This window comes from Streptomyces sp. NPDC059567 (assembly GCF_042735655.1).
In the GTDB taxonomy this organism is placed as follows: Bacteria; Actinomycetota; Actinomycetes; order Streptomycetales; family Streptomycetaceae; genus Streptomyces.
Window position 1 is genome coordinate 55,441 of record NZ_JBHWBS010000024.1, and the last position, 25,480, is coordinate 80,920.

Consider the following 25,480-nt stretch of genomic DNA (forward strand, 5'->3'; position numbering starts at 1 on the left):
ATCTCAAGAAATATCTCATAAGAATCCCCCTCCACAACCCCCCCCCCGCGCCTCCCACCCCCCCCCCCCGCCCGCCCCCCCCCCCCCCCCCGCCCGCGGGGGGGGGCTTCCGTTGGGCCGGCGGAAGCGCCCGCGAGGACGTCTCAGGATTCCGTCAGAAGAGGGCGAGAGCTCGACCGTCCCCAACGCGCCCGCCGCCCGCACGTCCACGCCGGCTGACGGCGAGCGACTCGTACGCACGGAGATCCCGCCGCATCGGCGCCCCAGGTGCCGATCCGGCGGGATCGTGTCCGGGCCGGGTCCCTACTCGCCGATGTCCCGGCTGCGGAGGTCGTCCAGCGTCTCGCGCCGCACGAGGAGGCGGGCGGTGCCGCCGTCGACCGCGACGACCGGGGGACGGCCCACCATGTTGTACCCGGACGCCATCGCCAGCTGGTACGCGCCGGCCACGGGCACCGCGAGCAGATCGCCGGGCCGGATGTCACCGGGCAGCTCGACGTCGGCGGCGAGGACGTCGCCCGCCTCGCAGTGCCGGCCCACCACCGTCGCCGCGCGCGTGGGGACGGTGGAGTGGCGGCCCACGAGACGAGGGGCGTAGCGCACCCCGTACAGGGCGGGGCGGGGGTTGTCGCTCATGCCTCCGTCCACGGCCACGAACACCTGGTCGCCGGTGCTCTTCACGGCCAGCACCCGGTAGAGCGCCACCCCCGCCGGGCCCGCGACGGCACGACCGGGTTCGATGGTGAGCCGGGGCACCCCGAGCCCGGCCGCCGCACAGCTCGCGGCGAGTTCGATGCGCAGTCTGCGGGCCAGGGCCGTCAGGTCGAGGGAGGGTTCCCCGGGCCGGTACGCGATGCCGTGGCCGCCGCCCATGTCGAGCTCGGGGAGCACGAGGCCGTGGGTGTCGCGGACACGGGCCATCAGCCCCACCATGCGGCGCAGGGCGGCGACGTACGGCTTGACGTCCGTGATCTGGGAGCCGATGTGGCAGTGCAGACCGACCAGTTGGAGCTGAGGCTGGGTCAGGATGCGGGCGATCGCGTGCTGCGCGGATCCGTCGGTGAGGGAGAGGCCGAACTTCTGGCCGTCCGTCCCGGTGCGGATCTTCTCGTGGCCGCCGGCGGAGACACCGGGGACGACGCGGATCATCACCTTCTGCCGGCCACGGGGGCCCACGAGCGCGGCCAGCCGCGCGATCTCGGACGGGCTGTCGATGACGATCCGGCCCACCCCGAGCCGTAGCGCCGACTCGATGTCGTGCGGCGACTTCGCGTTGCCGTGCAGGACGATGCGGTCCGGCGGAAACCCCGAGGTGACCGCGAGTTCGAGCTCGCCGGCCGAGCAGACGTCCAGTCCGAGGCCTTCCTCGGCGACCCAGCGGACCATGGTCCGGGACAGGAACGCCTTGGCGGCGTACAGCACGTCGGCGTCGGGGAACGTGTCCCGGTAGGTACGGCAGCGGGCCCGCACCTCACCCTCGTCCAGTACGTACGCGGGAGTGTCGAAGCGGTCGGCGATGTCGGCCAACGACACCCCGCCGACGGCCAGGCCGCCGTGCGGCAGCCGGGTCGTGGACGCGGGCCACACCGACAGGTCGTCCGCTTCCGCGGAGGTCTCGGAGACCAGAGCGATGGTCATGGAAGTCGTCCCCCTCTCAGACGGCCCGGACGGCTCGGACGGCCTGCTCCGGCTGTGGTGCCGGCCGTCGGTCCGGCGTGTGCGTGGTCGTGGGGACCGCGGGAGCCGACAGGGTCGGGTCGACGGTGACCAGGTCCGCGCCGAGCGGCACGCAGACCGCCCGCAGCACGGATTCCGACAGCCGGATGTACGGCTGGGCCTCGCCCAGCACCTCGGTCAGCCGGCTCGCACGGGTGAAGCCGACGGCGGTACGCGCGCCGAGCGGCGTGCGGAAGAGCCGGATCACGGTTTCCGTGCCGCTTCCCGGCCGGACGGGCACGTACAGCGGTCCGGCCGGGACCTGTTCTTCGGGCTCGGGATCGTCGTCGTACTGGAACAGACACATGGGGCCCTCCCTGAGGAGCCGCGAACGGTTGGTGAGGCCCCGGCCCGCCGAGGGGCAGGCCGGGGCGCGTCATCGAAGCTATCCCCGCCGTCCCGCATCCACGGCAGCGCGTTGACGGCATCTTGACGGCGATCGGTCGAGTCCGTACACACCGCTGACGGCCGACGGGCTCCGCGTCAGAGAGCCGACAGGGATGTCGTTCTCGGCGTCAGGAGAGCGTCAGCGCGTCCGCCCCGCTCCTCCCCGCGGCCTTTTCCTTGGGGGACGACGAACAGGGGGGCGAGACGGTGCGAGGAAGAGTCGTGGTCGGGGCGAACGGATCCCTGGGGAGCCTGACGGCCCTGCATGCGGCCGCCGCCCAGGCCCGGACACGGGACGCGGAGCTGCTGGTCGTGCTGGCCTGGCAGCCGCCCGGGGGTGGTCCGGGAACCCGGGCGGCCTGCGGCCCCTCGGTACTCGCCGACTGCCGGGACGCGGCGGCCGAGCTGCTTCAGGAAGTCCTCGGCGCCTTCGACGAGGGCCGGCCGGGGCTGACGCCGGCCGGACGCATCGTCCGGGGCACACCCGGTGTCGCGCTGGTGGACGCGGTCCGCGACCCCGGTGACCTGCTCGTCGTCGGTACCGGCTCGCGCGGCCCGCTGCTCCGGGCCCTGCGGCCCTCGGTGGTCCGGTACTGCCTGGCCCACGCGCCCTGCCCGGTCCTCGCCGTGCCGCCCAGCCCCCTCCAGGCCGTTCCGCAGCCGCCCTGAGCCCGTCGAGTCGTTCCCGCCCGTGCGGGCTTCCGGCTACTCCATCCCGGAGATCCGGAAGACCGTATGGGCCGTCTCCCTGTCGACGCACCGGGCCAGTCGCTCCAGTTCCGCGCCGCCGTGGCGCAGGGTGCCTCGGGCCAGCGATACCCGGGCGTCCTCCTTCAGCAGGTGCCACAGGGGCGGGTTGGCGACGAAGACGCGCGGGTCGACCTCGGCCCGCGCGCCCGTGGTGTCGTACATGATCAGTCTCTGCGCGACACCGTCGGACCAGCGCACGGAGGCCAGCCGATCGGTGTGGACGGTCCTCCGGGCCGTCAGGCCGCGGACGGTGAGCCGCCCCGGCGACGCCTCGACCCGCGGCGGGAGGAGTATCGCGAACACCAGGGCGGCCAGCCCGGACCACGGCAGGGCCCGCAGCAGGCTCAGCGTGCCGTTCCCTGCCTCGACGGTGAGGGACAGGGCGAGCAGCACCACGGCGAAACCGGCGGCGGCACGTGCTTCCGAGGGCCATCCCGTGTCGTGGACGGAGCCGGCCGAGGGGTACTCCGGTGGCACGAAGGGGAGTTCCATGAAGGGGACGCTAGGGGGAGCGGGCGGTCCGGCCCAGTGCCTTTACGGACCCTCTATGCGGCGGTGCGGAGCCTTGACGTACCGCTGACGGACGGGCCGCCGGCGGCCCCGGTCACGTAGTGGACGTACTCGCGGCTCAGCCGGAACCCGGCGGTCCAGGCGAGGAGCCGGCTGGGCCGGTTGTCGCGGGAGCAGCTCCAGCTGGCCCGGTGCCCGCGCTTGGCCGCGTCGGTGGTCAGCCCGGTGACGCAGGCCAGTGCCAGGTGCTGCCTGCGCTGGTCGGGGGCGGTGGCGCAGGCGATGTCCTCGTAGCGACTGCCGAGGAAGCGGGTGCAGGCGACCGCCAGGACCTGCCCCTTGCGGAACGCGGCCCAGCCGAGCCCGGACGCGGCGAGGGACGCGGGCCCACCCCAACTCCCATGGATCCAGGCCATGGTGGAGTCGAGCGCGGCGAGCGCCGGGGCGTCCGCGGTGCGCAGCCGTCGGACGGTGACCCCGCGCGGGATCCGGGGAGCGGCGGACTTGGCGCGGTGGATGTACAGCATCCGCTCCCAGGGGTCGAGCCGGTCGAACGCGGCACCGAGGGTCGGCAGGAAGCGGTCGGGCGCCTCGACGCAGTGCCCCGCGAGCGGCTCCAGCCGGTCCGCGCTGATGGCGGTGGGGTCGCCCGCGAGGAGGGCGTGATCGCCGCACGAGACGGCCACCACGCTGGGACGCTCGGCACGGTCGGTCCACCAGTCGCCGTGGCCGGTGGCGAGCACGTGCTCGGCGAGGGCCGCCGTGCCGGGCAGACCCGTGGGGAACGCGCGGGCGGGCGCGGGCGGCTGGAGCGCGGGGTGGTGAAGCACAGGACCTCCTGGGACGGCAGAGGGGGCGGCTCTGGTGGAGCCGCCCCCCGTGTACTGATCAGCGCTGGCCGGCCTTGCGGCCGTGGTTCGCCTTCTTCTTGCGGCGTGCCCTCTTCTTGCGTGCGCGCTTGGACATCGGTGGTTCGGATCCCTTCGGGGGAGTGCGTCAGACGGTGTGGCCGACGAGGACGTCGGCGAGCTTGGTGAGGCGCTTGACCGTGCGCTCCTCGGTGGCGGCGGCCGCCGGTTCGACGCGGTGGTCGCGGTCGTAGTAGGCGCCGTTGACGATCTCGACGGCCGGGTCGCAGAGCCGTACGACGTGGGCCGCGCCCTCGGCCGGGGAGACGCCCTCGTGGGCGTAGAGCGGCATCAGACTGGTGGCGCAGATGCCGGGGTGCACGGAGACGGCGGTCACGCGCGGGTCGGCGGCGAAGACGGTCAGGGCCAGCTGCGACTGGGCGTAGGCGGCGAGCCGGGAGTAACGCCGGGTCCGGTTGGGGTCGTTCCACTGGATCGAACCGGTCCGGTGCAGCGAGGAGGAGACGTTCACCACGCGCCCGCCCGAGCCGCCGGCCAGGGCGGGCTCCAGCAGATGCGTCAGCAGGTAGTGGGCGAGGAAGTTGACCTGGAAGGCGATTTCGTTGCCGTCGGCGGTGACGGTGTGCCGCTCCGGGGCCGCCATGCCGGCGTTGTTGACGAGCACGTCGAGGTGCGGGTGCTCGGCCAGGACACGGGCGGCGAGTTGCTCGACCTCCTCGAGGCGCGTGAAGTCGGCGGCGAACGAGCACAGCCGGGACGCGTCGACGTCGGCGAGGGTGATGAGCCGATCGGTGGCGGCGTGCGCCTCCTCGGCCGTACGCCCGTGCACGAGCACCGTGGCTCCGCGTTCGGCGAGGAGGCGGGCGGTCTGGTAACCGATGCCGGAGGTGGCGCCGGTCAACAGGACGGTGCGGGAGGAAAGGTCGGAAACGGGCATGACTGGTCAGTCCCTCGAACATGGAAGGGGGTGTATGGGTACGAAGAAGGGGCGCCGGACAGTGGATGTCACGACGCCCCGAAGACTCCGGAGTCCTCAGTCAGCAGCGGGCGGCGCGACGGGGCGCCCGATGAGGCGGCCGGTCGAGAAGGAGCCACGTGCTGTTCATGGTGTCCATCGAACCCGCGGCGGATACCCCGGGCAAGTACGGCGGAACATCCCTGACGCCTCCCTGACGAGAGTTCACCCCAGGCCGGGAACGTGGGAGATGAGCATGTCGATCGCCTTGATGCCGACGAAGGGCAGGACCAGTCCGCCGAGCCCGTACACGGTGAGATTGCGCCGCAGCAGGTCGTGGGCCGAGGCGGGGGTGTAGCGCACGCCGCGCAGCGCGAGCGGGATCAGCGCGACGATGATCAGGGCGTTGAAGATGATCGCGGAGGTGATCGCCGAGGTGGGGCTGTGCAGCCCCATGATGTTCAGCGCCTCCAGGCCCGGATAGGCGGCGGTGAACATGGCGGGGATGATCGCGAAGTACTTCGCGACGTCGTTGGTGATGGAGAAGGTCGTCAACGCGCCGCGGGTGATGAGGAGTTGCTTGCCGATCTCGACGATCTCGATGAGCTTGGTCGGGTTGGAGTCCAGGTCCACCATGTTCCCGGCCTCCTTGGCGGCCGAGGTGCCGGTGTTCATGGCCACGCCGACGTCCGCCTGGGCGAGGGCCGGAGCGTCGTTCGTACCGTCGCCGGTCATCGCGACCAGCTTGCCGCCCTCCTGTTCGCGCTTGATGAGCGCGAGCTTGTCCTCGGGGGTGGCCTCGGCGAGGAAGTCGTCGACACCCGCCTCCTCGGCGATGGCCTTCGCGGTCAGCGGGTTGTCGCCGGTGATCATGACCGTACGGATGCCCATGCGGCGCAGCTCCGCGAACCGCTCGCGGATGCCGTCCTTCACCACGTCCTTGAGACGGACGATCCCGAGGACGCGGGGGCCGTCCCAGTCGTGCACCGCCACCAGCAGCGGGGTGCCGCCGGCGGCCGCGATCGCGTCGCTCCAGCCGCGCGCCTCGGCGGGCACCGTGCCGCCGTACATCTCCACCCAGCCGATGACCTGGGCGGCGGCGCCCTTGCGGATGTGGCGGGCGGCGCCGTTGTCCCAGCGCAGGTCGATCCCGCTCATCCGGGTCTGGGCGCTGAACTCCACGAACCGGGCGTTCGCCAACTCGCCCTCGGCCGGGGCCCGCAGCCCGTACTGCTGCTTCGCCAGGACGACCACCGACCGGCCTTCGGGCGTCTCGTCGGCGAGCGAGGACAGCTGAGCCGCGTCGGCCAGATTCAGCTCCTCCACCCCCGGCAGGGGGATGAACGCATCGGCCTCGCGGTTGCCGAGGGTGATGGTGCCGGTCTTGTCGAGGAGCAACGTGGTGATGTCGCCGGCGGCCTCGACGGCGCGACCGGACATGGCGAGGACGTTGCGCTGCACGAGCCGGTCCATCCCCGCGATGCCGATCGCCGACAGCAGCGCGCCGATCGTCGTCGGGATCAGCGTCACCAGCAGGGCGACGAGCACGGTCGTGGACTGGGCGGCGGAGGCGGAGCCGGCCATCGGCTGGAGCGCGACGACCACGAGCAGGAAGACGACGGTGAGCGCCGCGAGCAGGATGTTGAGCGCGATCTCGTTCGGCGTCTTCTGCCGCTGCGCTCCCTCGACCAGGGCGATCATGCGGTCCATGAAGGAGTGACCGGGGCGGGAGGTGACCCGCACGACGATCCGGTCCGACAGCACGGTCGTCCCGCCCGTCACCCCCGACCGGTCGCCGCCCGACTCCCGGATCACCGGGGCGGATTCGCCGGTCACGGCCGACTCGTCGACCGCCGCGATCCCGTCGACCACATCGCCGTCGGCCGGGATCAGCTCGCCCGCCTCCACCAGGACGAAGTCGAAGAGCTGGAGGTCGGTGGCGGCGACGGCCTCGGTCTCGGCCCGGTCCAGATCGGTGCCGTACCGCCAGTGCTTCAGCCGTAGGGCGACCGTGTCCGTACGGGCCCTGCGCAGCGACTCGGCCTGCGCCCGGCCGCGGCCCTCGGCCACCGCCTCGGCGAGGTTGGCGAAGATCACCGTCAGCCACAGCCAGACGCTCACCACCCAGGTGAAGACCGAGGGGTTGAGCAGCGCGGACAGCGTGGTGAGCACCGAGCCGACCGCCACCACGAACAGCACCGGATTGCGTACCAGCGCTCGCGGATGCAGCTTGCGCGCGGCCTCCGGGAGGCACTTCACCAGCTGTACGGGATCGAGCAGCCCGCCCTGCACCGCGCGCCGTCGCCGGGATCCGGGGCGGCGGGGCGGTGCGGAGGGAACGGGCGGAACCGGGGGCGCCTGCGAGGGCGCTGCGGGATGCATCGAGGAAGACCTTCTGATGGGCCCGGCCGCCCGAGCGAGGACGCCGGGGAGAAAGCGACAAGGGAGGAACAGCGCGCCCGCGCCCCGGGGGGAGCGCGGAGCCGGGCCCCCCGGGGGCGGCTGCGGAACGGGCAGCGGCGGTCGCGGCACGAGGGCACGGCAGCCCGGATGGGAGGGGCGGCACGTGCCCTCGTGGTCCGGGGACGGTCAGGCCACTGACGTCCACGGTCCGGTGAGCGACCGAGAGGAATCTAGACGCATTCCGGGCTCCCGACCGTCGTGGGAGCGCGGTTCTTGACGGGCCTCTGATGAGGCACGGACATGCCTGTCAAATCCGCGTCAAGGGTGGCCGAAAAGGCGTCAGGGGGGTGTCAACGCAAGCGGTTCGGTCCGAAGGCCGATCACAGAATGATCGCCACGGGGGATCGGACGACCGTCCGATGCGTGTGAGGTTGGAGGGAGCGTGGCCACCACCACTGGTGTCGCGCACAGTCCGGACGCGACGGCTCGGACTGGCACCGAGACGCACCGCACGACGGTCGAACGACCAGAGGGCCGTTCCGGTCCGCGGCCACGAGGGGGTCCGCGGCCGGACGGCTCTTCTGCCCCGCGCACGGGCGGCCGGCTCCAGGCTCGCTCGCGGGCGGTGGACTGACCGCCGCGGTCGAGTCCCGGAGTGAGCGGCCTCCTACGCCGGGGTCGGCGCCGCGGACAGTCCCTGCTTGACCTGCCGGGTGACCTCGTCGGCGAGGATCTCCGGCAGGCCCTTCTCGATGCCGTCCAGGGCCTGGGCGGCGACCTCGGCGGGGTCGACCTTCTGCTCGGCGGGAACGCCGGCCGCCATGTCGGTGTCCATGTACGCGACGTGCAGCGCCGAGACGGCGATACCACGGGGCGCGAGCTCCTCGCGGGCCGCGTTCGTCTGCGCCCATGCGGCCGCCTTGGCCGCCGCGTACGAGCCGAGGCCGGCCGGGTGGAACCAGGACAGGACGGACAGGACGTTCAGCACGGCGCCGCCGCCGTTGTCCTCGATGACCGGAGCGAAGGTCCGTGTCACGGTGAGCGGCCCGAAGAAGTTCGTCTCCATCTCCTGCCGCACCGCCTCCGGCTCGCCTGTGAGCAGCTTGGCGCCGGTGGAGATCCCGGCGTTGTTCACCAGCAGCGTCGCGTCGGACGCGACGCGGGCGGCCGCCCGGATCGACTCCTCGTCGGTCACGTCCAGGCGCAGCGGGACGACGCCCGCCAGGTCCACGGTCTCGGGCCGCCGCGCCGCCGCGTAGACCTTCGCCCCGCGCCGCACCAGCTGCTCGGCCAGATGGCGCCCCAGACCCCGGTTCGCCCCGGTGACCACTGCGACCGCGTTCGTCAGTTCCATGTCCGCTCCCAGTGTTACGAGGGCTGCCCCGTGAGGGCGCCCCCAAATAGATTACGTAAGCAATCTAAACCGTACACTAGAATAGATGCCAAGCGACATCCAAATGTGGAGGTGCCCGATGGGCCGCGTATCGCAGGCGCAAGCACAGGAGAACCGCAGGAGGGTCGTCGAAACCGCCTCACGCCTCTTCCGGGAGCAGGGGACGCACGTCAGCGTCGCCGACCTCATGAAGGAGGCGGGTCTGACGCACGGCGGCTTCTACAAACAGTTCGCCTCCAAAGAGGCGCTGATCGACGAGGCCACCGCCCATGCGTTCGCCGAACTCACCCGGCGCCGCACGGCGGGACTGGAGCGGCATGCCGGGCAGCGCGAGACCGCCCAGCGGGCGCTGATCGAGGCGTACCTCTCCGTCGAGCACCGCGACGACCTGGCGGACGGCTGCCCCGCCGCCGCGCTCGCCACCGACATGGCGCGCGGGCTGAGCGCCCAGGAGGCGGGCCGGGTGTACAGCGAGGGGGTGAGCGACTTCGCGGACTCGCTCTCCACCGAGGACGAGGACGGCCTCACCCGCCTGTGCACCATGGTCGGCGCACTCGTCCTGTCCCGCGCCACCAAGGGTTCCCCCCTCTCCGAGGAGATCCTTTCCGCCGCCCGCGCGGCCTTGACGGAAGCCGACTAGGCGCGTCCGGCGGGCCCGGCTCCGGTTCCGCCGGACACGCCCTGGCCGCTGGTGGTCCTCCTGAGCACCGCTGCCGTCGTCCGCTGAGTGCGGGGCGACGCCACGCGTTCCGCGGGTGACACGACGCGACCCCGGTGGAGTGCGGCGCCACCGGGCCTTTCGGCGGCGCCCGCGGGCCGGTGCGGCGTAACGTCGTCCTTGTGGACTTCACTGCGGACAGTCTCCTGTCCCGCGCCGCGCGTGAGCTCAGCCTGCGATCAGATCAGCTGATCCAAGACGTGGAGCGGGCCCTGCGTCGTGACGTTCCAGAGGTGTGGGCGGAGGAGGACCTGGCCGTCGACGCGGCGGAGACCGTCGCCGAGCACGTACTCGCGGCCCTGGCCGGCATCGAGCACGGCATCGAGCCGAGCCGCGTCGACACCCCCAGCTCCGACCTGGAACGCGCGCGCCGTCTCGCCCGGCACGGGACGCCCATCAGCGTGCTGCTGCGCGCCTTCCGGCTCGGGCAGGGAGTCCTTCTCGACAGGATGCTGGGGGAGCTGCCCCGGCTGACCGGCGACGCCGAACTGATCAACTCCGCGTCGCGCAAGCTGGTCGCGATGGTGACCGGGTACGTCGACCGCGCGTCGGAGTACGGCGTGGCCGCCTACCAGGAGGAGCGGGACCGGCGACTGCAGTGGCGGCTGTCGATGGTGAACGAGGCGAGTATGCGCATCGGCACCACGTTGGACATCGCCCGCACCACCCAGGAACTGGCGGACTTCGCCATCGCGCACTTCGCCGACGTCGTCACCGTCGACCTGCTCGACTCGGTGCTCCGCGGACTCGACACCCCGGTGGAGCCGTCTCTCGTGCTCCGGCGGGTCGCCGAGCGCTCGGTGGTCGCGGACGACCCGGACACGACGATCCGGCCGCAGCGCGTCTTCGTCTGCGCGGACGGTACGCCATCGGCCCGCGCCCTGATCACGGGTCAGCCCTCGCGTCACGACCTCGGCACCGGTCCGTCGGCGACCTCTGATCCCGGCCGCGGTGTCGACGACGGAAGCCGGTCGACGCTCGTGGTGCCGCTGCGGGCCCGGGACTCCACGCTGGGCGTCGCGCATTTCGTCCGCCATCGCGACAGCGGCTTCTACGACGACGAAGACCTGCTCCTCGCCCAGGAGATCGCCGCCAGGGCGGCGGTGGCCGTCGACAACGCCCGGCGGTACACGCATGCGCGGGCCGCCGCCCTCACCCTGCAGCGCAGCCTGCTCCCGCACGACACCGCGGAGCAGTCGGCCGTGGAGGTGGCCTTCCGCTACCTGCCGGCCGGCGCCCAGGCGGGGGTGGGCGGTGACTGGTACGACGTCATCCCGTTGTCCGGAGCGCGCGTCGCCCTCGTGGTGGGCGATGTGGTCGGCCACGGCATCCACGCCGCGGCCACGATGGGGCGGCTGCGGACCGCTGTACGCACCCTCGCCGACGTGGACCTGCCGCCCGACGAACTCCTCACCCACCTCGACGACGTCGTCCTGCGCCTGTCGGCCGAAGCCGCGCCCGACCCGGACGCCGACTCCGATCAAGGTGTCGGCCAAGGCGCAGGCGCCGACGAAGGCACTGGCACCGGCATCGACACCGGCACCGGCACTGGCACCGGCACCGGCACTGGCACTGGCATCGACACCGGCACCGGCATCGACACCGGCACCGGCACCGGCACCGGCACCGGCACTGGCACTGGCACTGGCACTGGCACCGACCAAGGTGCCGACAACGCCAACGACGGCGAATCCGCCGGGGACATCGGAGCGACCTGCCTCTACGCCGTCTACGACCCCGTCACCCGTCAGTGCACCCTGGCCCGCGCCGGACACCCGCCGCCCGCCCTGGTGGCTCCGGACGGCACCGTCGAGATCCTCGACCTGCCGCCAGGCCCTCCGCTGGGCCTGGGCGGCCTGCCTTTCGAGGCCGCCGAGTTCGACGTGCCCGAGGGCAGCCTCCTCGCCCTCTACACCGACGGGCTGATCGAAGCCCGCGACCGTGACGTCGCGACGGGCCTCGCCCTCCTCCGTCGCGCGCTCGCCCGGCCCGCTCCCTCCCTGGAGCACACCTGCGACAGCGTGCTCGAAGCGCTCCTGCCGCCCCGCCCGGACGACGACGTCGCACTGCTCCTGGCCCGCACTCGCACCCTCGGCGCCCGCCAGGTCGCCGACTGGGACGTGGAAGCCGCCCCCAGCGCCGTCTCCAAGGCCCGGTCGAACGTCACGCAGCAACTGAGCGGTTGGGGGCTGGAAGAGCTCGCCTTCACCGCCGAACTGGTGGTCAGCGAACTCGTCACCAACGCCATCCGCTACGGCCGCCCCCCGATCCGGCTGCGCCTCATCCACGACCGCGCGGTCATGTGCGAGGTCTCCGACACCAGCAGCACCACCCCGCACCTGCGCCGCGCCGGCGTCTCCGACGAGGGCGGCCGCGGCCTGTTCCTGGTCGCCCAACTCGCCGAGCGGTGGGGGACACGCCACGCGCGACAGGGCAAGACGGTGTGGGCCGAGCTGTCCGAGTCCGCCGGATTCCCGGTGTGGGACGCGGAGTAGCGCTCGTGCGGCGCTCGGCCCCAGGGCTCGGAGCGGGTGGATGACCTGCGTGTCAGAAGGGACGCGCCGTTCGTCGCCTTCTCCATCGTTCACCGCCGTTCACCGCACTGACGCACCGAGGTTGCCGTAACTGGCGCATCCGGCGCTCCCGGCCTCCCAGCGCTTCCGGTCCCGTGCGTCTCAGCGCCAGTCGTCGATCACAAAGGCGTCCGGGTGGCTGTAGCCGGCTTCGTTGGGCCTGTGCATGGTCACCCCGAGCAGCCACGGGCGGAACCCGCGGTCGGCCATGTGCTGGTAGGCGTCCTGGCGGGCCAGGCTCATTCCGGCGTTCAGTTCGCCCAGGCCGCGCTCGGACGCGAGTTGCTCGCAAGCGGTGAGGAGTCGTTCGAACCGGTCTCCGGCGCCCGGGCCGGGGCGTACGGCGCCGAACTTGACGAGGCACACATCCTCGCCGGCCTCCGACCCGGCACCGCAGTGGCAGACGGCCAGACCGTCGAGGTCGGAGCCGCCTTGGAGCAGGACGGTGTCCCCGAGCCCCTGCGCGAACGCGGCCACGATCTCGCGCTCCAGGCTCAGGCCCTCGTACACGGTTCCCGTCAGTGCGCGGCAGAGGCTCAGGGCGTAAGGCTGCTCGGCAGCGGTCAACCCGCCGTACAGCACTCGGCCCGGGGCTGCGGCACCACGCGCGACCTGCTTCTTCATGACGGCGGTGAGGAATCGGGGCCAGAAGCCGTACCGGCGGTAGAGCTCCAGATGCTTGGGGCTGTGCGAGAAGGTGAACAGTCCCAGGTGCCGGTTCTCCCAGGTGCCGAAGCGGGCCAAGACCGGTTCCATGAGGTGCTTGCCGACGCCCTGGTCCCACAGGTCCGGATGCACGGTCAGCGGTCCGAAGCAGCCGACGCTGCCCCAGTTGGTGGCGAAGTTCGATCCGACGACCTCGCCGTCGACCGTCGCCGCGAAGGCCGACTGCGGATCCGCCGCCCAGCGGGTGCGGACGAAGTCGGCCGTCCCGGCGAACGCCTCCGGGTCGGGTGCTCCCAGGAAGGTCCCGAAGGCGACCCTGAAGATCTTGTCGGCCTGATCCAGATCCGCCTCGCCCAGCGGGCGAACCACCACCGAGGCCGCTCCGCTCTTACGCTCGGCTGCCGCCATGGTCGCTCTCCTTCCTGCTCCCTCCGTTTCATCGCACCACGAACGCCGGCGACAGGCAGCCGGAGCGGGAGTGGCGGCGGCTGACGGAGGAGGTTCTGCCCCGGCCGCTGCCGAGCCTCACTCCGCACTCGATCGCCGACCCGGCACGCCTTCGGCGGGAATGGATCACGATCCTCGGTGGCTGTCCTGTGCGGATCACGTCGGGGGGCGATCGCGGCCACTCGGCTTCGTAGGTGCCGTTCTGAAGGAGTGTCAGCAGCATGTCCGTTACACAGCCCGCCGCCGAGCGTGTGCGCGTCACCGCGGAACCCGACTGGTACGAGGGTGCCGGCATCTCGCTCGGCGTCCGGGTCGGGAACCTGGTCTTCACCTCGGGACAGGCTCCGATCGACGCCCAGGGCGCCACGGTGGGCGTCGGAGACTTCGAGGCGCAGGCGCGGCAGGCGCTCGCGAACCTGGCGACCGTGCTGACGAACGCGGGCTCCGGTCTCGACGAGGTGGTCAAGGCGACCGTGTTCGTCACCGACATCGCGCGGCAGGACGTCTTCGCCAAGTTGCGGGCCGAGCACTTCCCGAGCAAGCCCCATCTCGCGGAGTCGTTCGTGGAGGTCTCCTCGCTCGCCGACCCCGAGTGGATGATCGAGATCGAGGCGATCGGGCTCGTACGGTGAGGTAGCGCCGCACGGCTTGTCCGGCGGGGCGGGGGCGGGGTCGGAGGCGGGGTTCCGCCTCCCGACCGATCCGGCCCCTGCATGCCTCAGCAGGGCGGCCGTGCGGCTTCCACGCGTACGCCGTCCTGCCCGTCGACGCGGAACGCACCGTGCCGCGGCGCACCTTGACGATGGGGGTCACCGGCCTCGCGCGCCAGAGCCGGTAGCTGTTCCCCGTACGTTCGTACGTTCGCTGCGTGCCCTGGGCTGAGCTTCAACCTTGGCCGGATTGCCTCTTGTCGTGGTTCTCAGGGGGGCCTATCCGTCGCGGGTAAGGATAGGCTAACCTCTCCTCCGTGCAAGCAGGTGAAGAGACCGTCGCGACCTCACGTCCCCACGGCCATGAACTTTCGGCCACGGGAGTCACCGTGGCCTACGAAGGCGTCGATGTCGTACACGACGCCTCCATGACGCTGCGGCCGGGCGAAGTGACGGTCCTGGTCGGGCCGAACGGCAGTGGCAAGTCGACGCTGTTGCGTACGATCGCGCGGCTCCAGCGGCCCAGGGCCGCCACCCTCGTCATCGACGGCGACACCGACGGCCTCGCGCTGAGCCCCCGTGAGTTCTCGCGCCGCGTCGCGCTCCTCACGCAGGGGCGCCCCACGCCCAGCGGGCTGACCGTGCGCGACGTCGTCGAGTTCGGGCGCTACCCCTACCGGGGGCGCTGGGGCAAGGCCGACCCGGGCGGCCGGGCCGCGGTGGACCGCGCGCTCGCCATGACCGGCGTCGAGGAACTCGCCGAACGCGGTGCCGAGCACCTCTCCGGCGGACAGCTCCAGCGCGTCTGGCTGGCCGGCTGCCTCGCCCAACAGACGGGCGTGCTCCTGCTCGACGAGCCCACGACCTACCTCGACCTGCGCTACCAGGTCGAACTCCTCGACCTCATGCGCGATCTGGCGGACGACCACGGCATCGCCGTCGGCGCCGTCCTGCACGACCTCGACCAGGCCTCGGCCGTGGCCGACCGAATCGTTCTGCTCGACAAGGGGCGGGTCGTCGCCGACGGCGACCCCGCCGACGTTCTGACACCGGAGCGGTTGACCGACACGTACGGCATCCGCATCGAGGTCGACACCGATCCCCTCACCGGTCGGCTGCGCACCCGTGCGATCGGCCGACACCACTCGCGAAGCGAAAGGCTCAGCACCACCTCATGAGACGCCTCCTCCTCACCGCGACCGCCACCGTCGCGGCCATCACCCTGTCCGCCTGCGGTACCACCGAGCCCGCCGCCGACGACGCGAAGAAGACCGCCGAGCCCATCACGCTCACCGACGCCACGGGTACGAAGGTCGAACTCGACGGTCCCGCCGCCAAGGTCGTCGGGACCGAGTGGAACGCCGTCGAGAGCCTCGTCTCGCTCGGTGTCGACCCCGTCGGCGTCTCCGACGTCAAGGGCTACAAGACCTGGGACACCGCCGTCCCGCTGAAGAACGAGCCCAAGGACATCGGCACGCGCGGCGAGCCGAGCATGGACACCGTCGCGTCGCTGAAGCCCGACCTCATCGTGGCCACCACCGACCTGCCCGAGGCCGCCGTGAAGCAGCTCCGCAAGGTCGCTCCGGTCCTCACGCTCCGCCCCGCGGACGCGGCCGACCCGATCGGCCAGATGACCAAGAACCTCGACCTCATCGCGAAGGCCACCGGCACCACGCAGCAGGCCGACAAGCTCAAGAAGCAGTTCGAGGCGAAGCTCGCCGAGGGTGCCAAGGCCCTCGCCGACGCCGGTCTCGCCGGCACGAAGTACGCCTTCGCCGACGGGTACGTCGTCTCCAACCAGGTCTCGATCCGGCCCTACACGAGCGGCTCGCTCATCGGCGGCGTCAACGAGAAGCTCGGTCTGAAGAACGCCTGGACGGTCAAGGGCGACGAGAGCTACGGGCTCGGCACCACCGACGTCGAGGGCCTCACCAAGCTGGGTGACGTGCAGTTCGCGTACATCGGCAGCGAGGGCGACAAGTCCAGCACGCCGTTCACCGGTGTCCTCGCCAAGGACAAGGTCTGGACGTCGCTGCCGTTCGTCAAGAAGGGCAACGTCCACCGCCTGCCCGACGGCATCTGGATGTTCGGCGGCCCCGAGTCGATGAACAAGTACATCGACGCCGTCGTCGCCGCGCTGACGAAGTAACACCATGGCCGTCACCGCAACAACCCCCGCCACCCGTCCGTCGGCGGCCACGTCCCGGACGGGCGCGGCCGCGGTGACGGCCGCCCTGGTCCTCCTCGTCACGGCCCTCGCGGTCGTCGACATCACCCAGGGCACGGCCGCCGTGGGCGCCTCCGAGATCTGGAAGGCGCTCACGGGCCGGGCCGAACCGGCCGACGCCTCCGTCGTCATCGCCTCCCGACTGCCGAGGATGGCCGCGGGCCTGCTCGTCGGCGCCGCACTCGGCATCGCGGGCGCCGCCCTCCAGTCGGTCAGCCGCAACGTCCTCGCCTCGCCCGACACCCTCGCCGTCAACGCGGGCTCCTACTTCGCTCTCGGCCTCACCGCCGTCACCGGCCTCTCGCTCCCGCTCTTCGCCTCCTCCGGCATCGCGTTCGTCGGCGGCCTCGCCGCGGCCGCCGTGGTCCTCGGGCTCTCCGGCCTGGGTACCGGCACCGTCCGGCTGGTCCTCGCGGGCAGTGCCCTCACCCTGGGCCTCACCGCCGTCACCGAGGGCCTGCTCCTGCTGTTCCCCCGTCAGACGGAGGGGCTCTACCAGTGGAACCAGGGCAGCATCGCCCAGAACGGCTTCGACGGCGTCCTGCAGATGGCACCGATCGCCCTCGTCGGCGTCGTCGGGCTGCTGCTCCTCGCCCGCCGGATCGACGCCCTGGCGCTCGGTGACGACGCCGCGCGCGGCCTCGGCGTCCCGGTCCGCGCCACACGCGTCACCGCCGTCGTGCTCGCCGCCCTGCTCTCCGCGGCCGCTGTGACCCTCGCCGGACCCGTCGGCTTCGTCGGCCTGTGCGCCCCCGCCATCGTCCGTCCCCTCGCCCGCAGGTTCCGCGGGTTCACCCGTACGCGGATGAACCTGCCGGCCGCCGGACTCACCGGTGTGGCCCTGGTGCTCGGCTCCGACGTGCTGCTCCGCGCCGTCGTCGAGGCGGACGTCGCGGTCGGCGTGCCGACCGGTGTCGTCACCAGCCTCGTCGGCGCCGCCTTCCTGATCGTCATGGCCACACGCGCCCGGGACACGGCCGAAGCCGCCGCGTCCGAGCGGCTGCGCATCAGGAGCAGGACCCTCTTCCTCACCACCACCTCCGTCCTGGTGCTCGTCCTGGTCGGCGTGACCATCGCCTCCGTGCTCCTCGGGGACAGCAAGCTGCTCCTGGGCGACGTGCTGAACTGGGCGCAGGGGCGGGCCGGACGGACCATCACCTTCGTCCTCGACACCCGCGTTCCACGCGTCCTCGCCGCCCTCTTCGCGGGCGCCGCGCTCGCCCTGGCCGGCACGCTTGTCCAGGCCGTGACCCGTAACCCCCTCGCCGAACCGGCCGTCCTGGGCATCTCCGGCGGCGCCGCGCTCGGCGCCGTCCTCCTCGTGACGACCGTGCCCCTGGCCGGAGGGTGGGGTCTGTCCGGGGCGGCCTTCGCGGGCGCCGCGATCAGCTCCGTCATCGTCTTCGGGCTGGCCGCACGGGGCGGGTTCCAGCAGAACCGGCTCGTCCTCGTCGGCTTCGGCGTCGCCATCGGGGCCTCGGCCCTGATCAGCCTTCTCATCATCCTCACCGACCCGTTCAACGCGACCAAGGCGCTCACCTGGCTCTCGGGCTCCACCTACGGGCGGTCCCTGACCGACGTGCTGCCCCTCATGGCCGTCCTCGGCGTGGGCGTGACCGTCGCGGCGATGCGGCGCACCGAACTCGACCTCGTGTCGCTCGACGAGGACACCCCGAGGCTGCTCGGGCTGAGCCTGGGACGAGGACGCCTCGGCTTCCTCCTCCTCAGCGTCCTGCTCAGCGCCACCGCCGTGGCCGCCGCGGGCACCATCGGCTTCGTGGGGCTCGTGGCGCCGCATGCCGCCCGCGCCCTCGTGGGACGGCAGCACGCGCGCGTGGTTCCGGTCGCTGTCCTCCTCGGCGCGATCCTCGTCTGCACCGCGGACCTGGTGGGCCGTACCGTGATCGCACCGACCCAGCTCGGCGCCGGACTCATGACGGCCGTGATCGGTACGCCGTACTTCCTCCATCTGCTCATCCGCAGCCGTCGGTAGGCGCAGGCCGTCACCGCCCCTCGTCACCTCCCGCACAAGGCGGCCTCGACGGGGGGCGGTCTGCTGCGCGGGCGCGCATGCGAGGCGTCGTCCAGGGCGGGCAGACTGGGGGGATGGACACATCGAGCCCCCGGTCGGGCCGGGAGCCCGCCCCCGCCCCGTACGGACGCCTGCGCGTCGAGGTCGAGGACCTCGCGCCGGCCCGCTGGCTGACCGAACGCCGCCCCGGCCACGGTGACTTCGGCACCGTGGCCGGAGTCGTCGCGCCCGGATTCCCGGCGTACGCGCGCGTGCTGCACCCCGCGAGTCTCGACGAGCGCCCGGTCCGCTGGGACGTCGCCGCCGCCGCCCAGGGGCGGAAGGTCGACGCGCTGACGGACTGGCACGAGGTCATCGGCGCGGAGCGGTTCTACCAGAACCTGCACGAGTACGGTCTGCCCGGCGTGTGGGACGAGCACCCCGCCGAAGGCCCCACGCCCGACGATGTCGCGCGGGCCGTGATCCCGGTCCTCGCGCGGTACACGAGCACCCCGGAGCGGTGCTGGTACGGGCTGTGGGACGGGTACGGCCGCCGGGAATGGGGCGGGGTGCCCACCTTCCCCACTCCGGAGCGGGACGAGATCCTGCTGTCCGGACCGCTGGCCGATGTGGTCTCCCCGGAGCTCCTCGACGAGTTCGCCGAACTCCCCGACCTGTGGTGGCCGCAGGACCGGGCCTGGTGCGTCGGCGGCGACGTCGACCTGGTGAGCACGTACGTCGGCGGCTCCGAGGAACTGATCGCCGAACTGCTCGTGGCGCCCGGCCTCGAGGTCCACCGGGTGGCGGCGGGCGACGCCGTCGGCTGATCGAGCGGGGCGGCCCGCACCGAGCCGCGGGGTGCCGGGGCGCGGCAGGTGTCCGATCCTGGTGGCATGGGTGCCAACGGTGCCGGCGGTGGCCCGGGCGCCAGAGGGGCGGGCCGGTCGAGGGGCCTGCTCCGGCTGCCCGACGCCTACGCGGGCGCGGCCCGCCGTTCGCTGCGCGTCACGCTGGCCGCGGGGGCCGGGTTCTACCTGTTCCTGTACGGGTTCGAGCAGCCTGTCGCGGCCACGTACGCGCTCTTCGCCGCCGTGTCGCTGGCCGGCCTCTCGCACATTCCGGGGACCGGGCGGCAGCGGGCCGTCGTCCTGGTGAAGCTGCTTCCGGCCGCCTGGGTGCTGGTCGTGGTGGGCACCTTCCTCGCCGTTCGGAACTGGAGCGCGGTGGCCGGGATGCTGGTCATCGGCTTTGCGCTGGCCTTCGTCGCCGTGGGCGGGCCACGTCCGGCGGGCGCGGCGCCGGGGCTCCAGCTGCTGTACATCCTGCCGTCCTTCCCGCCGTACGCCCCCGAGACCATCGACGAGCGGATGGCCGGGACCACGGTCGGGATCCTTCTGCTGATCCTCGCCGAGACCTTCGTCTTCCCCGAGCCGCCGACCGTGCCGTACCGCGAACTGGCCGCCCGCGCCGCGGTCGCCGCCGTTCGCTGCGCCGGGGAACTGGCCCGCGCGCCGTACGGACTGTCGCCGACGGCCATGGAGGCGGCCAGGGCGGCAGCCGAGGCGCTGCGCCCCTCGCAGGTTCCGGAGGCGGAGCGGCCGGCCGGAGCCGGGGTCCGCTCCCGGGGCCTGACCCACACCGGCCTCTCGGCACGGACGCTCCTCAACCGACTGACACGGCTCCCCGCCGTACCGCCCGGCCGGGCTCCGGAGGACGCGGGCCTGGACCTGCTGCGCGCCGTCGGGCGCTCCGCCGCGGACAGCGCCGCTCTGCTGCGCGGCGCCCCAGGAGCGGGCGCGGCGGACCCCGGACCTGCCCGGGAACGGGCCCTGCTGGCCGCCGTGGAGACCCGGTCGGCGGACCCCGCGACGCTGCGCCGCCGCGCGGCCCTGCTCGAAGTGGCCGACGCCGCGCTGGCGCTGTCCACGGCCGCCGGCCTGGCGGTACGGGGGCGGCTCGTCGACGGGGCCGAGCTGCCCGTCGGCCGGTTCTGGTACGCGAGGATGCGGGCGCCGCAGCTGTGGTGGCGGCGGCTGGTGGGAAACGCCGGGAGCCGGTCGGTCTTCTTCCAGAACGCGGTGCGGATCAGTCTGGCACTGGCCGCCGCCCGGGCCATCGCCGGCCTGGACACGCTGCCGCACGGCTTCTGGGCGCTCCTCGCGACCCTGACACTGACCCGCACGACCCTGGGCGCGACCTGGGGCAGCATCCGTCAGGCGATCGCCGGGACCCTGATCGGAGCCCTGTGCACGGCCGGGCTGCTCGCCCTCATCGGGGCGGACACCACGGTGTACGCGGCCATGCTGCTGCCGCTGTTGCTGATCACCTTCACGGTGGGGCCGGTGAAGGGCGTCGGCTGGGCGCAGGCGTTCTTCGCGCTGGTGGTCTCCCTGGTGTTCGCACAGCTGACGGCGACCACCTGGCGGCTGGCCGAGGTCCGGCTCCTCGACGTGCTGATCGGGAGCGCGATCGGCGCCGTCTTCGGCCTGCTGGCCTGGCCGCGCGGCGCGCAGACCGAGGTGCGGCGCTCGAGCACGGTGCTGCTGCGCACCGCCGCCGAGACCGTGGTCGCCACCGCCTCGACCATCGCGGCCGGAGGGGTACGGGATCCGGGCGCGCCACCACCCGTGAGCGGCTCGCTGCGGCATGCGCTCGTCCTGGCGGAGACGGCCTTCGCGCAGTTCCAGAGCGAACCGCGGGGCCCGGTGGCGGGGGCGTCCGGATCCGGGAAGCCGCCGGGAAAGGGGCGGCGGCCGGTCGACTATCAGGCGGTACTGCTGACTGGGCACCACGCGCTGTGGGGTGCGGAGCGACTGCTGGCGGCGCCGCCGACCGTACCGGCGGAGGAGGTGTCGGGGCCCGTCGCCGTGGCGCCGCTGGAGCCCGCGGTGGCGGCCGTCGTGACCCGGCTCGGGGACCGGGTGGCGGGACGGATGCTGCTGCTGTCCGCCCTTCTGGACCCGACCGGGGACGCCCCGCCGCCCTCGGTGCCCGACCCGCCGTCCACGGCAGCCGACGGGCCGGATACCGCACCGGCCGGGGCGCCGGGCCGGTTCTACGCGGTGGAGGCCTGGCTCAGGGCGTTGCTCCAGGACCTGGAGCGGATCGACCGGTCCTCACACGGTCCATGACGCGACGTCAGTCGGAGGGGGAGGGTCGGATCCGCTCACCCGGCGGGGCGTCAGGCGGGCGGCGTCCGGGGTTCGATGCGGAAGTCGAAGGCGAGCGTGCCGGGGTCGAGGGCGGTCACACCGCCGTCGACGGTGAGCACCGCTCCGTTGACGAACGAGGACGCGGGCGAGAGGAGCCAGGCGACGGCCTCGGCGACCTCGCGCGGCTCGCCCGGACGCCCGACGGGCAGAACGCGGGTGACCTCCTCGTACGCCGCCTCGATGCCGCCGTCCTCCAGCCCCGCCTCCTCGGCGAACCGGTTCATCCGGCGGTCCGCCATGTCGGTGCGCACCCAGCTCGGGCACACGGTGTTGGCACGCAGCCCCGCGCCTCCGTAGTCGACCGCGAGCGAGCGGCAGAGCTGGAGCAGCGCGGCCTTGGACGTGGCGTAGGCGGCATTGCCCACACCGTTGCGCAGCGCGGACACCGACGCCACCGCGACCACGGCGCCCTGGGCGTCGAGCAGGTGCGGGAGGGCGGCGCGCAGCAGATGGAACGGGCCGGTGAGGTTGGTCCGCATGACCGCGTCCCAGTCCTCGAGCGTCACCTCGCCCACGCCTCCGCCGCGCCCGATACCGGCGTTGAGGACGACTCCGTCGAGGCGGCCGTGAGCGGCGAAGGCCGTGTCGACGAGTGCCTGTACCGCGTCCGGGTCGCCGATGTCGGAGGCGACGGCCAGGGCCCCGGTCTCCTCCGCGACGAGGTGCAGGGGTTCGGGGCGGCGCCCGGAGATCACCACATGGTGCCCCGCCGCGCGCAGCAGCCGGGCGGTCGCGGCCCCGATGCCCGTCCCGCCACCGGTCACGAGGTACACGCGCTGGTCCGCCATGCCTTCGAGCCTCCGTCGTCGTCCGTCCGCCGTCGTGATCATACGTACGGAAGCGGCCGAACCGAGGGCCCCGCCGCCGGGCGGGGCGCCCACGGCTGGTGTCGCGGCCCGATGAACGGCAGCCCGTGTGAACTATCTTGGGCTGCAGAGAGACAAGAGGGAGGCACCCCGTGCCATCTGGGCAGCAGGCGCGCGCACAGGCAGCCGCGATCACACCGGGCAGGCGCTCGTCGGAGGCGGCCGCCGAGGCGGCCTCGCCCGCCGAGCGGGTGCGGTCGCTGTTCGGCAGCCACCGGCTCTCTCCCGCGCAGCGCCGCATCGCCCAGTTCCTGATCGACCACCTCACCGAGGCCGCGTTCCTTTCGATCACCGAGCTCGCGGAGCGGGTGGGCGTCAGCCAGCCGTCCGTGACCCGCTTCGCCTCGTCGCTGGGGTTCAGCGGATACCCCGCGCTCCGGGAGGCCCTCCAGCCCATCGCGCTCAGCGCCGTCGCCGGCGCGCCGGGCGAGGGGGAGGCGAGCCTCAGCAACGAACTCCAGTCGGCGGTCGACGCCGAGATCGAGAACCTGACCGCTCTGCGGCGGGTGCTCGCGGACCCCGACCAGATCCTCGAGATCGGCCGTGAGCTGGCCCGATCCGTCCCCCTCACGGTCCTCGGCCTCAGGATCTCGGTCTCCCTCGCGGAGTACTTCGCCTACGCGGCGCGGCGCATCCACCCGGACGTACGGGTGGTGACGCGGGGCGGCACGGTCGCCTACGACGGACTGCTCCAGGCGCGCGAGGCGGGCGGGACCTGGGTGCTGGCCTTCGCGATGCCCCGGCATGCCAACGAGACGCTCGCCGTCGTCCGGGCCGCCCGCGGCGTCGGGCTGCGCGTCGCGCTGATCACCGACCTGGCGCTCGGGCCGCTGGTCGACGAGGCCGACGTGGTGTTCACCGCCGGCACCGGGTCACGGCTCGTCTTCGACTCGTACGCGGCTCCCGGGGTGGTGTCCGCAGCCATCCTTCAAGCCATGGCGGACGCGGACCCGGAGCGCACGCAGACCCGTCTCGAGAAGTACGAGCAGGCGGCTGACCAGCACCATTTCTTCCTCGACGACTGAGCTCCGCTCAAGTTGAATGGGCGACTTTCCGCCATCGGGTCGTATGAATTTTTTCATTCCCTTGCTTACTCGACGGTATATATGTTTACTACGGGTGCCCCCACGGGCCCGAACAGAACACCTCGGCGTCGCCCCCTCCTCCTCAGACGACCTGGTGTTTCGACGGCAGCGCGCCGCGCAGAGCGCGGGTGCATCTGTGGCGGCTCCGGTCTACCCCTGGGCCGGAGCCGCCGCGCAGTGCCGGAGGCCGTGGCCGCGGTCCCTGCCGCCGCCCTGATCGTGGGGTGCGGCCTGGTGTCGCCCCACGTCGCGTGGGAGCAGATGCGGGATCTGCTGCCCGTGGTGGGGTTCCTCGCCGTCATCCTGGTGCTCGCACAGCTCTGTGCCGACGAGGGGCTGTTCCGGGCGGCCGGTCACGCGGTGGCCCGGCGGTGCGGGCGCAGTCCCACATCCCTGCTGGGCGGAGTGTTCGCCGTGATCACGGCCGGCCTGAGCCTGGACGCGACGCTGGTGCTGCTGACGCCGGTGGCCTTCGCCACCGCGGCCCGGCTGGGCACCGGACCGCGACCCCATGTCCACGCGACGGCCCACCTGGCGAACTCGGCCTCCCTGCTGCCCCGGCTCACCGAGCCGGGGCCTTTGGCGCGCACGAGTCCGCGCGGACGCGGTGGTCAGGCCACGACGAGGAGCGCGGCGAGGGCGGGGCCGATCGCACCGCCGAGTTGGTAGAAGAGAACGAACAGCCCGATGGCGGCCGGTCGCCCCGCCTCCGGGGCGGGCTGGGAGGCGCGTACCGACAGGACGGCGTTGCTGCCGGTGGCGACGAAGACGGCGCCCGCGGCGGCCAGCAGCAGCGCCGGTCCCCAGGAGGCGAAGGCGGCGATGAGGGGCGCGGCCGCGCCGACCGCGACGAGGAGGGTCAGCACCTTGCGGTGGCCGAGGCGCACCGCCGCGGAGGCGAGCAGCCAGGAGAGGGCGGAGCCGGTGAGGAGCGCGACCAGCTGACCCGTGCCGATGGCTTCGACGCTCCAGCCGGTGCGCCGCTGAGTGAGCCGGGGGAGGGCGAACAGAAGGATGAAGTAGGAGGTGGAGAAGGCGAAGGCGAGCAGGGCCGAGCCGAGGAACGTACGCGAGCGCAGCACGGCGGCGGGTACGAACCCGTCCGGACGGCGCCGTATGTGAAGCCCGAGCGGGACGAGCGCGGCCGCCGCGGTGAGACCGCCCGCGAGGGGAGCGGTGGGGATCAGGACGAGTCCGGACACGACCGCCACGACCAGCCCGGCCCCGACGGCGTCGAACGGCACGGCGTGCGGCGAGCGTGCGGGTGCGGAACTCGCGGTGTGGCGCAGGATCGCGGGCGCCGCCAGGAGGGCGAGGGCGGAGAGGGCGAGCGAGGTCCGCCAGCCGGCCGCGTCCGCGAGGACGGAGCCGAGGAGCGGTCCTACAGCGCCCAGGACCCCGAATCCCGCGGTGATCGCCCCCATGCGCCGGGTGGAACCGGCGAGGTTCATCGCCACGGCCACCAGTCCCGCACCGCCCGCTGCCTGCGCGGCCCGGCCGAGCAGCGCCAGCGGGAACCAGGGCGCGGTGGCGACGACGACGGTGCCGGCCAGGGCGGTGATCGCGCCGGCGGCGAGGGCCACCCGCAGCCCCCGGTGCCGGACGAGGGCCGCGGCCAGGGGCGTTCCGACCGTCATGGCCCAGGCGAACGCGGTGACCATCCAGGTCGCCTGCGTGGTGGAGACCGCCAGCGAGTGGGCGATGTCGGGAAGGATGAGGACGGGGGCGTTGGCTCCCGTGGCGATGGGTGCCGCGAGGAGCGCCAGCCAGAGGGCCGGGACCTGGCCGGGCGGCGTCCCGGCGGTGAGACGCGGTGCTGATACGGCGGCGGACATGGTGCCCCCTGGGCGCTCGTGAGCTGGCGGGTCGTGGGCGGTGCGGGTGGTGTTGGTCCGGGTGGTGTTCGTCCGGGTGGTGCCGTGCCGAGCACCACCCGTACCAGGCGCGGCCGTACGGGTCAGACGGTGGTGACGACCTCGTCGAAGGTCAGGCGCGGGGAGCGGGGGAACCAGGCGTCCTCGCCGGGCTTGCCGATGTTGACG

Annotated in this window: 21 protein-coding genes and 2 pseudogenes; 11 read left to right on the top strand and 12 right to left on the bottom strand. The window is 72.9% G+C overall.

Annotated elements, in window-relative coordinates; all coding sequences use genetic code 11:
• Window positions 1-303: 303 nt before the first annotated feature.
• Together lysA and ACFVZW_RS14120 are read right to left on the bottom strand one after the other, a co-directional pair.
• Entirely contained in the window at window positions 304-1,638 is a 1,335-nt protein-coding gene (lysA, locus tag ACFVZW_RS14115; RefSeq protein WP_384520669.1) for a diaminopimelate decarboxylase, read from the bottom strand.
• 16 nt (window positions 1,639-1,654) lie between these two features.
• Window positions 1,655-2,023: an SAV_915 family protein gene (locus ACFVZW_RS14120; protein WP_384520671.1), complete on the bottom strand. Its 369-nt coding sequence runs from the start codon at window positions 2,021-2,023 to the stop codon at window positions 1,655-1,657.
• 302 nt (window positions 2,024-2,325) lie between these two features.
• On the opposite strand from ACFVZW_RS14120, the gene ACFVZW_RS14125 reads away from it, so the two are divergent.
• Complete coding sequence (locus tag ACFVZW_RS14125) at window positions 2,326-2,772, top strand: universal stress protein (RefSeq protein WP_384520672.1); 447 nt, start codon at window positions 2,326-2,328, stop codon at window positions 2,770-2,772.
• A gap of 36 nt (window positions 2,773-2,808) precedes the next feature.
• Here the strand turns inward: ACFVZW_RS14125 and ACFVZW_RS14130 are convergent, their stop codons facing one another.
• The 6 genes from ACFVZW_RS14130 to ACFVZW_RS14155 form a co-directional block, all read right to left on the bottom strand.
• The gene (locus ACFVZW_RS14130) at window positions 2,809-3,345 is read right to left on the bottom strand and encodes a hypothetical protein (protein ID WP_384520674.1); all 537 of its coding nucleotides are present in this window, start codon (window positions 3,343-3,345) and stop codon (window positions 2,809-2,811) included.
• Between the two features lie 53 nt (window positions 3,346-3,398).
• A complete protein-coding gene (locus ACFVZW_RS14135) occupies window positions 3,399-4,193 on the bottom strand; it encodes a GNAT family N-acetyltransferase (protein WP_384520676.1) in 795 nt (264 codons plus the stop codon).
• 58 nt (window positions 4,194-4,251) lie between these two features.
• Entirely contained in the window at window positions 4,252-4,329 is a 78-nt protein-coding gene (locus ACFVZW_RS14140) for a 50S ribosomal protein bL37 (protein ID WP_381951490.1), read from the bottom strand.
• A gap of 30 nt (window positions 4,330-4,359) precedes the next feature.
• Window positions 4,360-5,169: an SDR family NAD(P)-dependent oxidoreductase gene (locus ACFVZW_RS14145; protein ID WP_384520678.1), complete on the bottom strand. Its 810-nt coding sequence runs from the start codon at window positions 5,167-5,169 to the stop codon at window positions 4,360-4,362.
• 243 nt (window positions 5,170-5,412) lie between these two features.
• Window positions 5,413-7,569, bottom strand: a complete 2,157-nt coding sequence (gene kdpB / locus ACFVZW_RS14150) for a potassium-transporting ATPase subunit KdpB (RefSeq protein WP_384520680.1) — start codon at window positions 7,567-7,569, stop codon at window positions 5,413-5,415.
• A gap of 688 nt (window positions 7,570-8,257) precedes the next feature.
• A complete protein-coding gene (locus ACFVZW_RS14155) occupies window positions 8,258-8,944 on the bottom strand; it encodes an SDR family oxidoreductase (RefSeq protein ID WP_384520682.1) in 687 nt (228 codons plus the stop codon).
• A gap of 118 nt (window positions 8,945-9,062) precedes the next feature.
• Here ACFVZW_RS14155 and ACFVZW_RS14160 point away from each other — a divergent pair, with 118 nt between their 5' ends.
• The gene (locus ACFVZW_RS14160) at window positions 9,063-9,623 is read left to right on the top strand and encodes a TetR/AcrR family transcriptional regulator (protein WP_384520684.1); all 561 of its coding nucleotides are present in this window, start codon (window positions 9,063-9,065) and stop codon (window positions 9,621-9,623) included.
• A gap of 200 nt (window positions 9,624-9,823) precedes the next feature.
• On the top strand, window positions 9,824-12,196 hold the full coding sequence (locus ACFVZW_RS14165) for a SpoIIE family protein phosphatase (RefSeq protein ID WP_384520685.1): 2,373 nt from the start codon (window positions 9,824-9,826) through the stop codon (window positions 12,194-12,196).
• A 180-nt stretch (window positions 12,197-12,376) separates the two neighbouring features.
• On the opposite strand, the gene ACFVZW_RS14170 is transcribed toward ACFVZW_RS14165, so the two are convergent.
• The gene (locus ACFVZW_RS14170) at window positions 12,377-13,348 is read right to left on the bottom strand and encodes a GNAT family N-acetyltransferase (RefSeq protein ID WP_384520687.1); all 972 of its coding nucleotides are present in this window, start codon (window positions 13,346-13,348) and stop codon (window positions 12,377-12,379) included.
• A gap of 260 nt (window positions 13,349-13,608) precedes the next feature.
• Here ACFVZW_RS14170 and ACFVZW_RS14175 point away from each other — a divergent pair, with 260 nt between their 5' ends.
• The 6 genes from ACFVZW_RS14175 to ACFVZW_RS14200 all read left to right on the top strand — a co-directional run bounded on the left by ACFVZW_RS14175 (window position 13,609) and on the right by ACFVZW_RS14200 (window position 21,406).
• Window positions 13,609-14,019, top strand: coding sequence for a RidA family protein (locus ACFVZW_RS14175; RefSeq protein ID WP_384520689.1), 411 nt, complete (start codon window positions 13,609-13,611; stop codon window positions 14,017-14,019).
• A gap of 335 nt (window positions 14,020-14,354) precedes the next feature.
• On the top strand, window positions 14,355-15,215 hold the full coding sequence (locus tag ACFVZW_RS14180) for an ABC transporter ATP-binding protein (RefSeq protein ID WP_376445908.1): 861 nt from the start codon (window positions 14,355-14,357) through the stop codon (window positions 15,213-15,215).
• The gene (locus tag ACFVZW_RS14185; RefSeq protein WP_384520691.1) at window positions 15,212-16,186 is read left to right on the top strand and encodes an ABC transporter substrate-binding protein; all 975 of its coding nucleotides are present in this window, start codon (window positions 15,212-15,214) and stop codon (window positions 16,184-16,186) included. The genes ACFVZW_RS14180 and ACFVZW_RS14185 overlap by 4 nt, the downstream gene beginning before the upstream one ends.
• Before the next feature lie 4 nt (window positions 16,187-16,190).
• Window positions 16,191-18,257, top strand: a complete 2,067-nt coding sequence (locus tag ACFVZW_RS14190; protein WP_384520693.1) for an iron ABC transporter permease — start codon at window positions 16,191-16,193, stop codon at window positions 18,255-18,257.
• A 113-nt stretch (window positions 18,258-18,370) separates the two neighbouring features.
• On the top strand, window positions 18,371-19,102 hold the full coding sequence (locus ACFVZW_RS14195) for a hypothetical protein (protein ID WP_384520695.1): 732 nt from the start codon (window positions 18,371-18,373) through the stop codon (window positions 19,100-19,102).
• Between the two features lie 66 nt (window positions 19,103-19,168).
• Window positions 19,169-21,406 (top strand): FUSC family protein, encoded by a 2,238-nt coding sequence (locus ACFVZW_RS14200; protein WP_384520697.1) that lies wholly within the window; start codon window positions 19,169-19,171, stop codon window positions 21,404-21,406.
• 50 nt (window positions 21,407-21,456) lie between these two features.
• On the opposite strand, the gene ACFVZW_RS14205 is transcribed toward ACFVZW_RS14200, so the two are convergent.
• Window positions 21,457-22,275: an SDR family NAD(P)-dependent oxidoreductase gene (locus ACFVZW_RS14205; RefSeq protein WP_384520698.1), complete on the bottom strand. Its 819-nt coding sequence runs from the start codon at window positions 22,273-22,275 to the stop codon at window positions 21,457-21,459.
• 170 nt (window positions 22,276-22,445) lie between these two features.
• Between ACFVZW_RS14205 and ACFVZW_RS14210 the strand changes: the two genes are divergently transcribed.
• Both ACFVZW_RS14210 and ACFVZW_RS14215 read left to right on the top strand, forming a co-directional pair.
• Window positions 22,446-23,378, top strand: a complete 933-nt coding sequence (locus ACFVZW_RS14210; RefSeq protein ID WP_384520699.1) for a MurR/RpiR family transcriptional regulator — start codon at window positions 22,446-22,448, stop codon at window positions 23,376-23,378.
• A gap of 192 nt (window positions 23,379-23,570) precedes the next feature.
• A pseudogene (locus ACFVZW_RS14215) lies at window positions 23,571-23,993 on the top strand (SLC13 family permease); the annotation flags it as partial.
• Between the two features lie 56 nt (window positions 23,994-24,049).
• Here ACFVZW_RS14215 and ACFVZW_RS14220 read toward each other — a convergent pair.
• Together ACFVZW_RS14220 and ACFVZW_RS14225 are read right to left on the bottom strand one after the other, a co-directional pair.
• Window positions 24,050-25,273: an MFS transporter gene (locus tag ACFVZW_RS14220; RefSeq protein ID WP_384520701.1), complete on the bottom strand. Its 1,224-nt coding sequence runs from the start codon at window positions 25,271-25,273 to the stop codon at window positions 24,050-24,052.
• Between the two features lie 122 nt (window positions 25,274-25,395).
• Window positions 25,396-25,480, bottom strand: a pseudogene (locus ACFVZW_RS14225) (nitroreductase family protein); the annotation flags it as partial.

Coding starts and splice junctions, on each gene's coding strand:
- lysA (WP_384520669.1), bottom strand. CDS start 1,638: ATGACCATCGCTCTGGTCTCCGAGACCTCCGCGGAAGCGGACGACCTG.
- ACFVZW_RS14120 (WP_384520671.1), bottom strand. CDS start 2,023: ATGTGTCTGTTCCAGTACGACGACGATCCCGAGCCCGAAGAACAGGTC.
- ACFVZW_RS14130 (WP_384520674.1), bottom strand. CDS start 3,345: ATGGAACTCCCCTTCGTGCCACCGGAGTACCCCTCGGCCGGCTCCGTC.
- ACFVZW_RS14140 (WP_381951490.1), bottom strand. CDS start 4,329: ATGTCCAAGCGCGCACGCAAGAAGAGGGCACGCCGCAAGAAGAAGGCG.
- ACFVZW_RS14145 (WP_384520678.1), bottom strand. CDS start 5,169: ATGCCCGTTTCCGACCTTTCCTCCCGCACCGTCCTGTTGACCGGCGCC.
- kdpB (WP_384520680.1), bottom strand. CDS start 7,569: ATGCATCCCGCAGCGCCCTCGCAGGCGCCCCCGGTTCCGCCCGTTCCC.
- ACFVZW_RS14155 (WP_384520682.1), bottom strand. CDS start 8,944: ATGGAACTGACGAACGCGGTCGCAGTGGTCACCGGGGCGAACCGGGGT.
- ACFVZW_RS14160 (WP_384520684.1), top strand. CDS start 9,063: ATGGGCCGCGTATCGCAGGCGCAAGCACAGGAGAACCGCAGGAGGGTC.
- ACFVZW_RS14170 (WP_384520687.1), bottom strand. CDS start 13,348: ATGGCGGCAGCCGAGCGTAAGAGCGGAGCGGCCTCGGTGGTGGTTCGC.
- ACFVZW_RS14175 (WP_384520689.1), top strand. CDS start 13,609: ATGTCCGTTACACAGCCCGCCGCCGAGCGTGTGCGCGTCACCGCGGAA.
- ACFVZW_RS14185 (WP_384520691.1), top strand. CDS start 15,212: ATGAGACGCCTCCTCCTCACCGCGACCGCCACCGTCGCGGCCATCACC.
- ACFVZW_RS14190 (WP_384520693.1), top strand. CDS start 16,191: ATGGCCGTCACCGCAACAACCCCCGCCACCCGTCCGTCGGCGGCCACG.
- ACFVZW_RS14195 (WP_384520695.1), top strand. CDS start 18,371: ATGGACACATCGAGCCCCCGGTCGGGCCGGGAGCCCGCCCCCGCCCCG.
- ACFVZW_RS14200 (WP_384520697.1), top strand. CDS start 19,169: ATGGGTGCCAACGGTGCCGGCGGTGGCCCGGGCGCCAGAGGGGCGGGC.
- ACFVZW_RS14205 (WP_384520698.1), bottom strand. CDS start 22,275: ATGGCGGACCAGCGCGTGTACCTCGTGACCGGTGGCGGGACGGGCATC.
- ACFVZW_RS14220 (WP_384520701.1), bottom strand. CDS start 25,273: ATGTCCGCCGCCGTATCAGCACCGCGTCTCACCGCCGGGACGCCGCCC.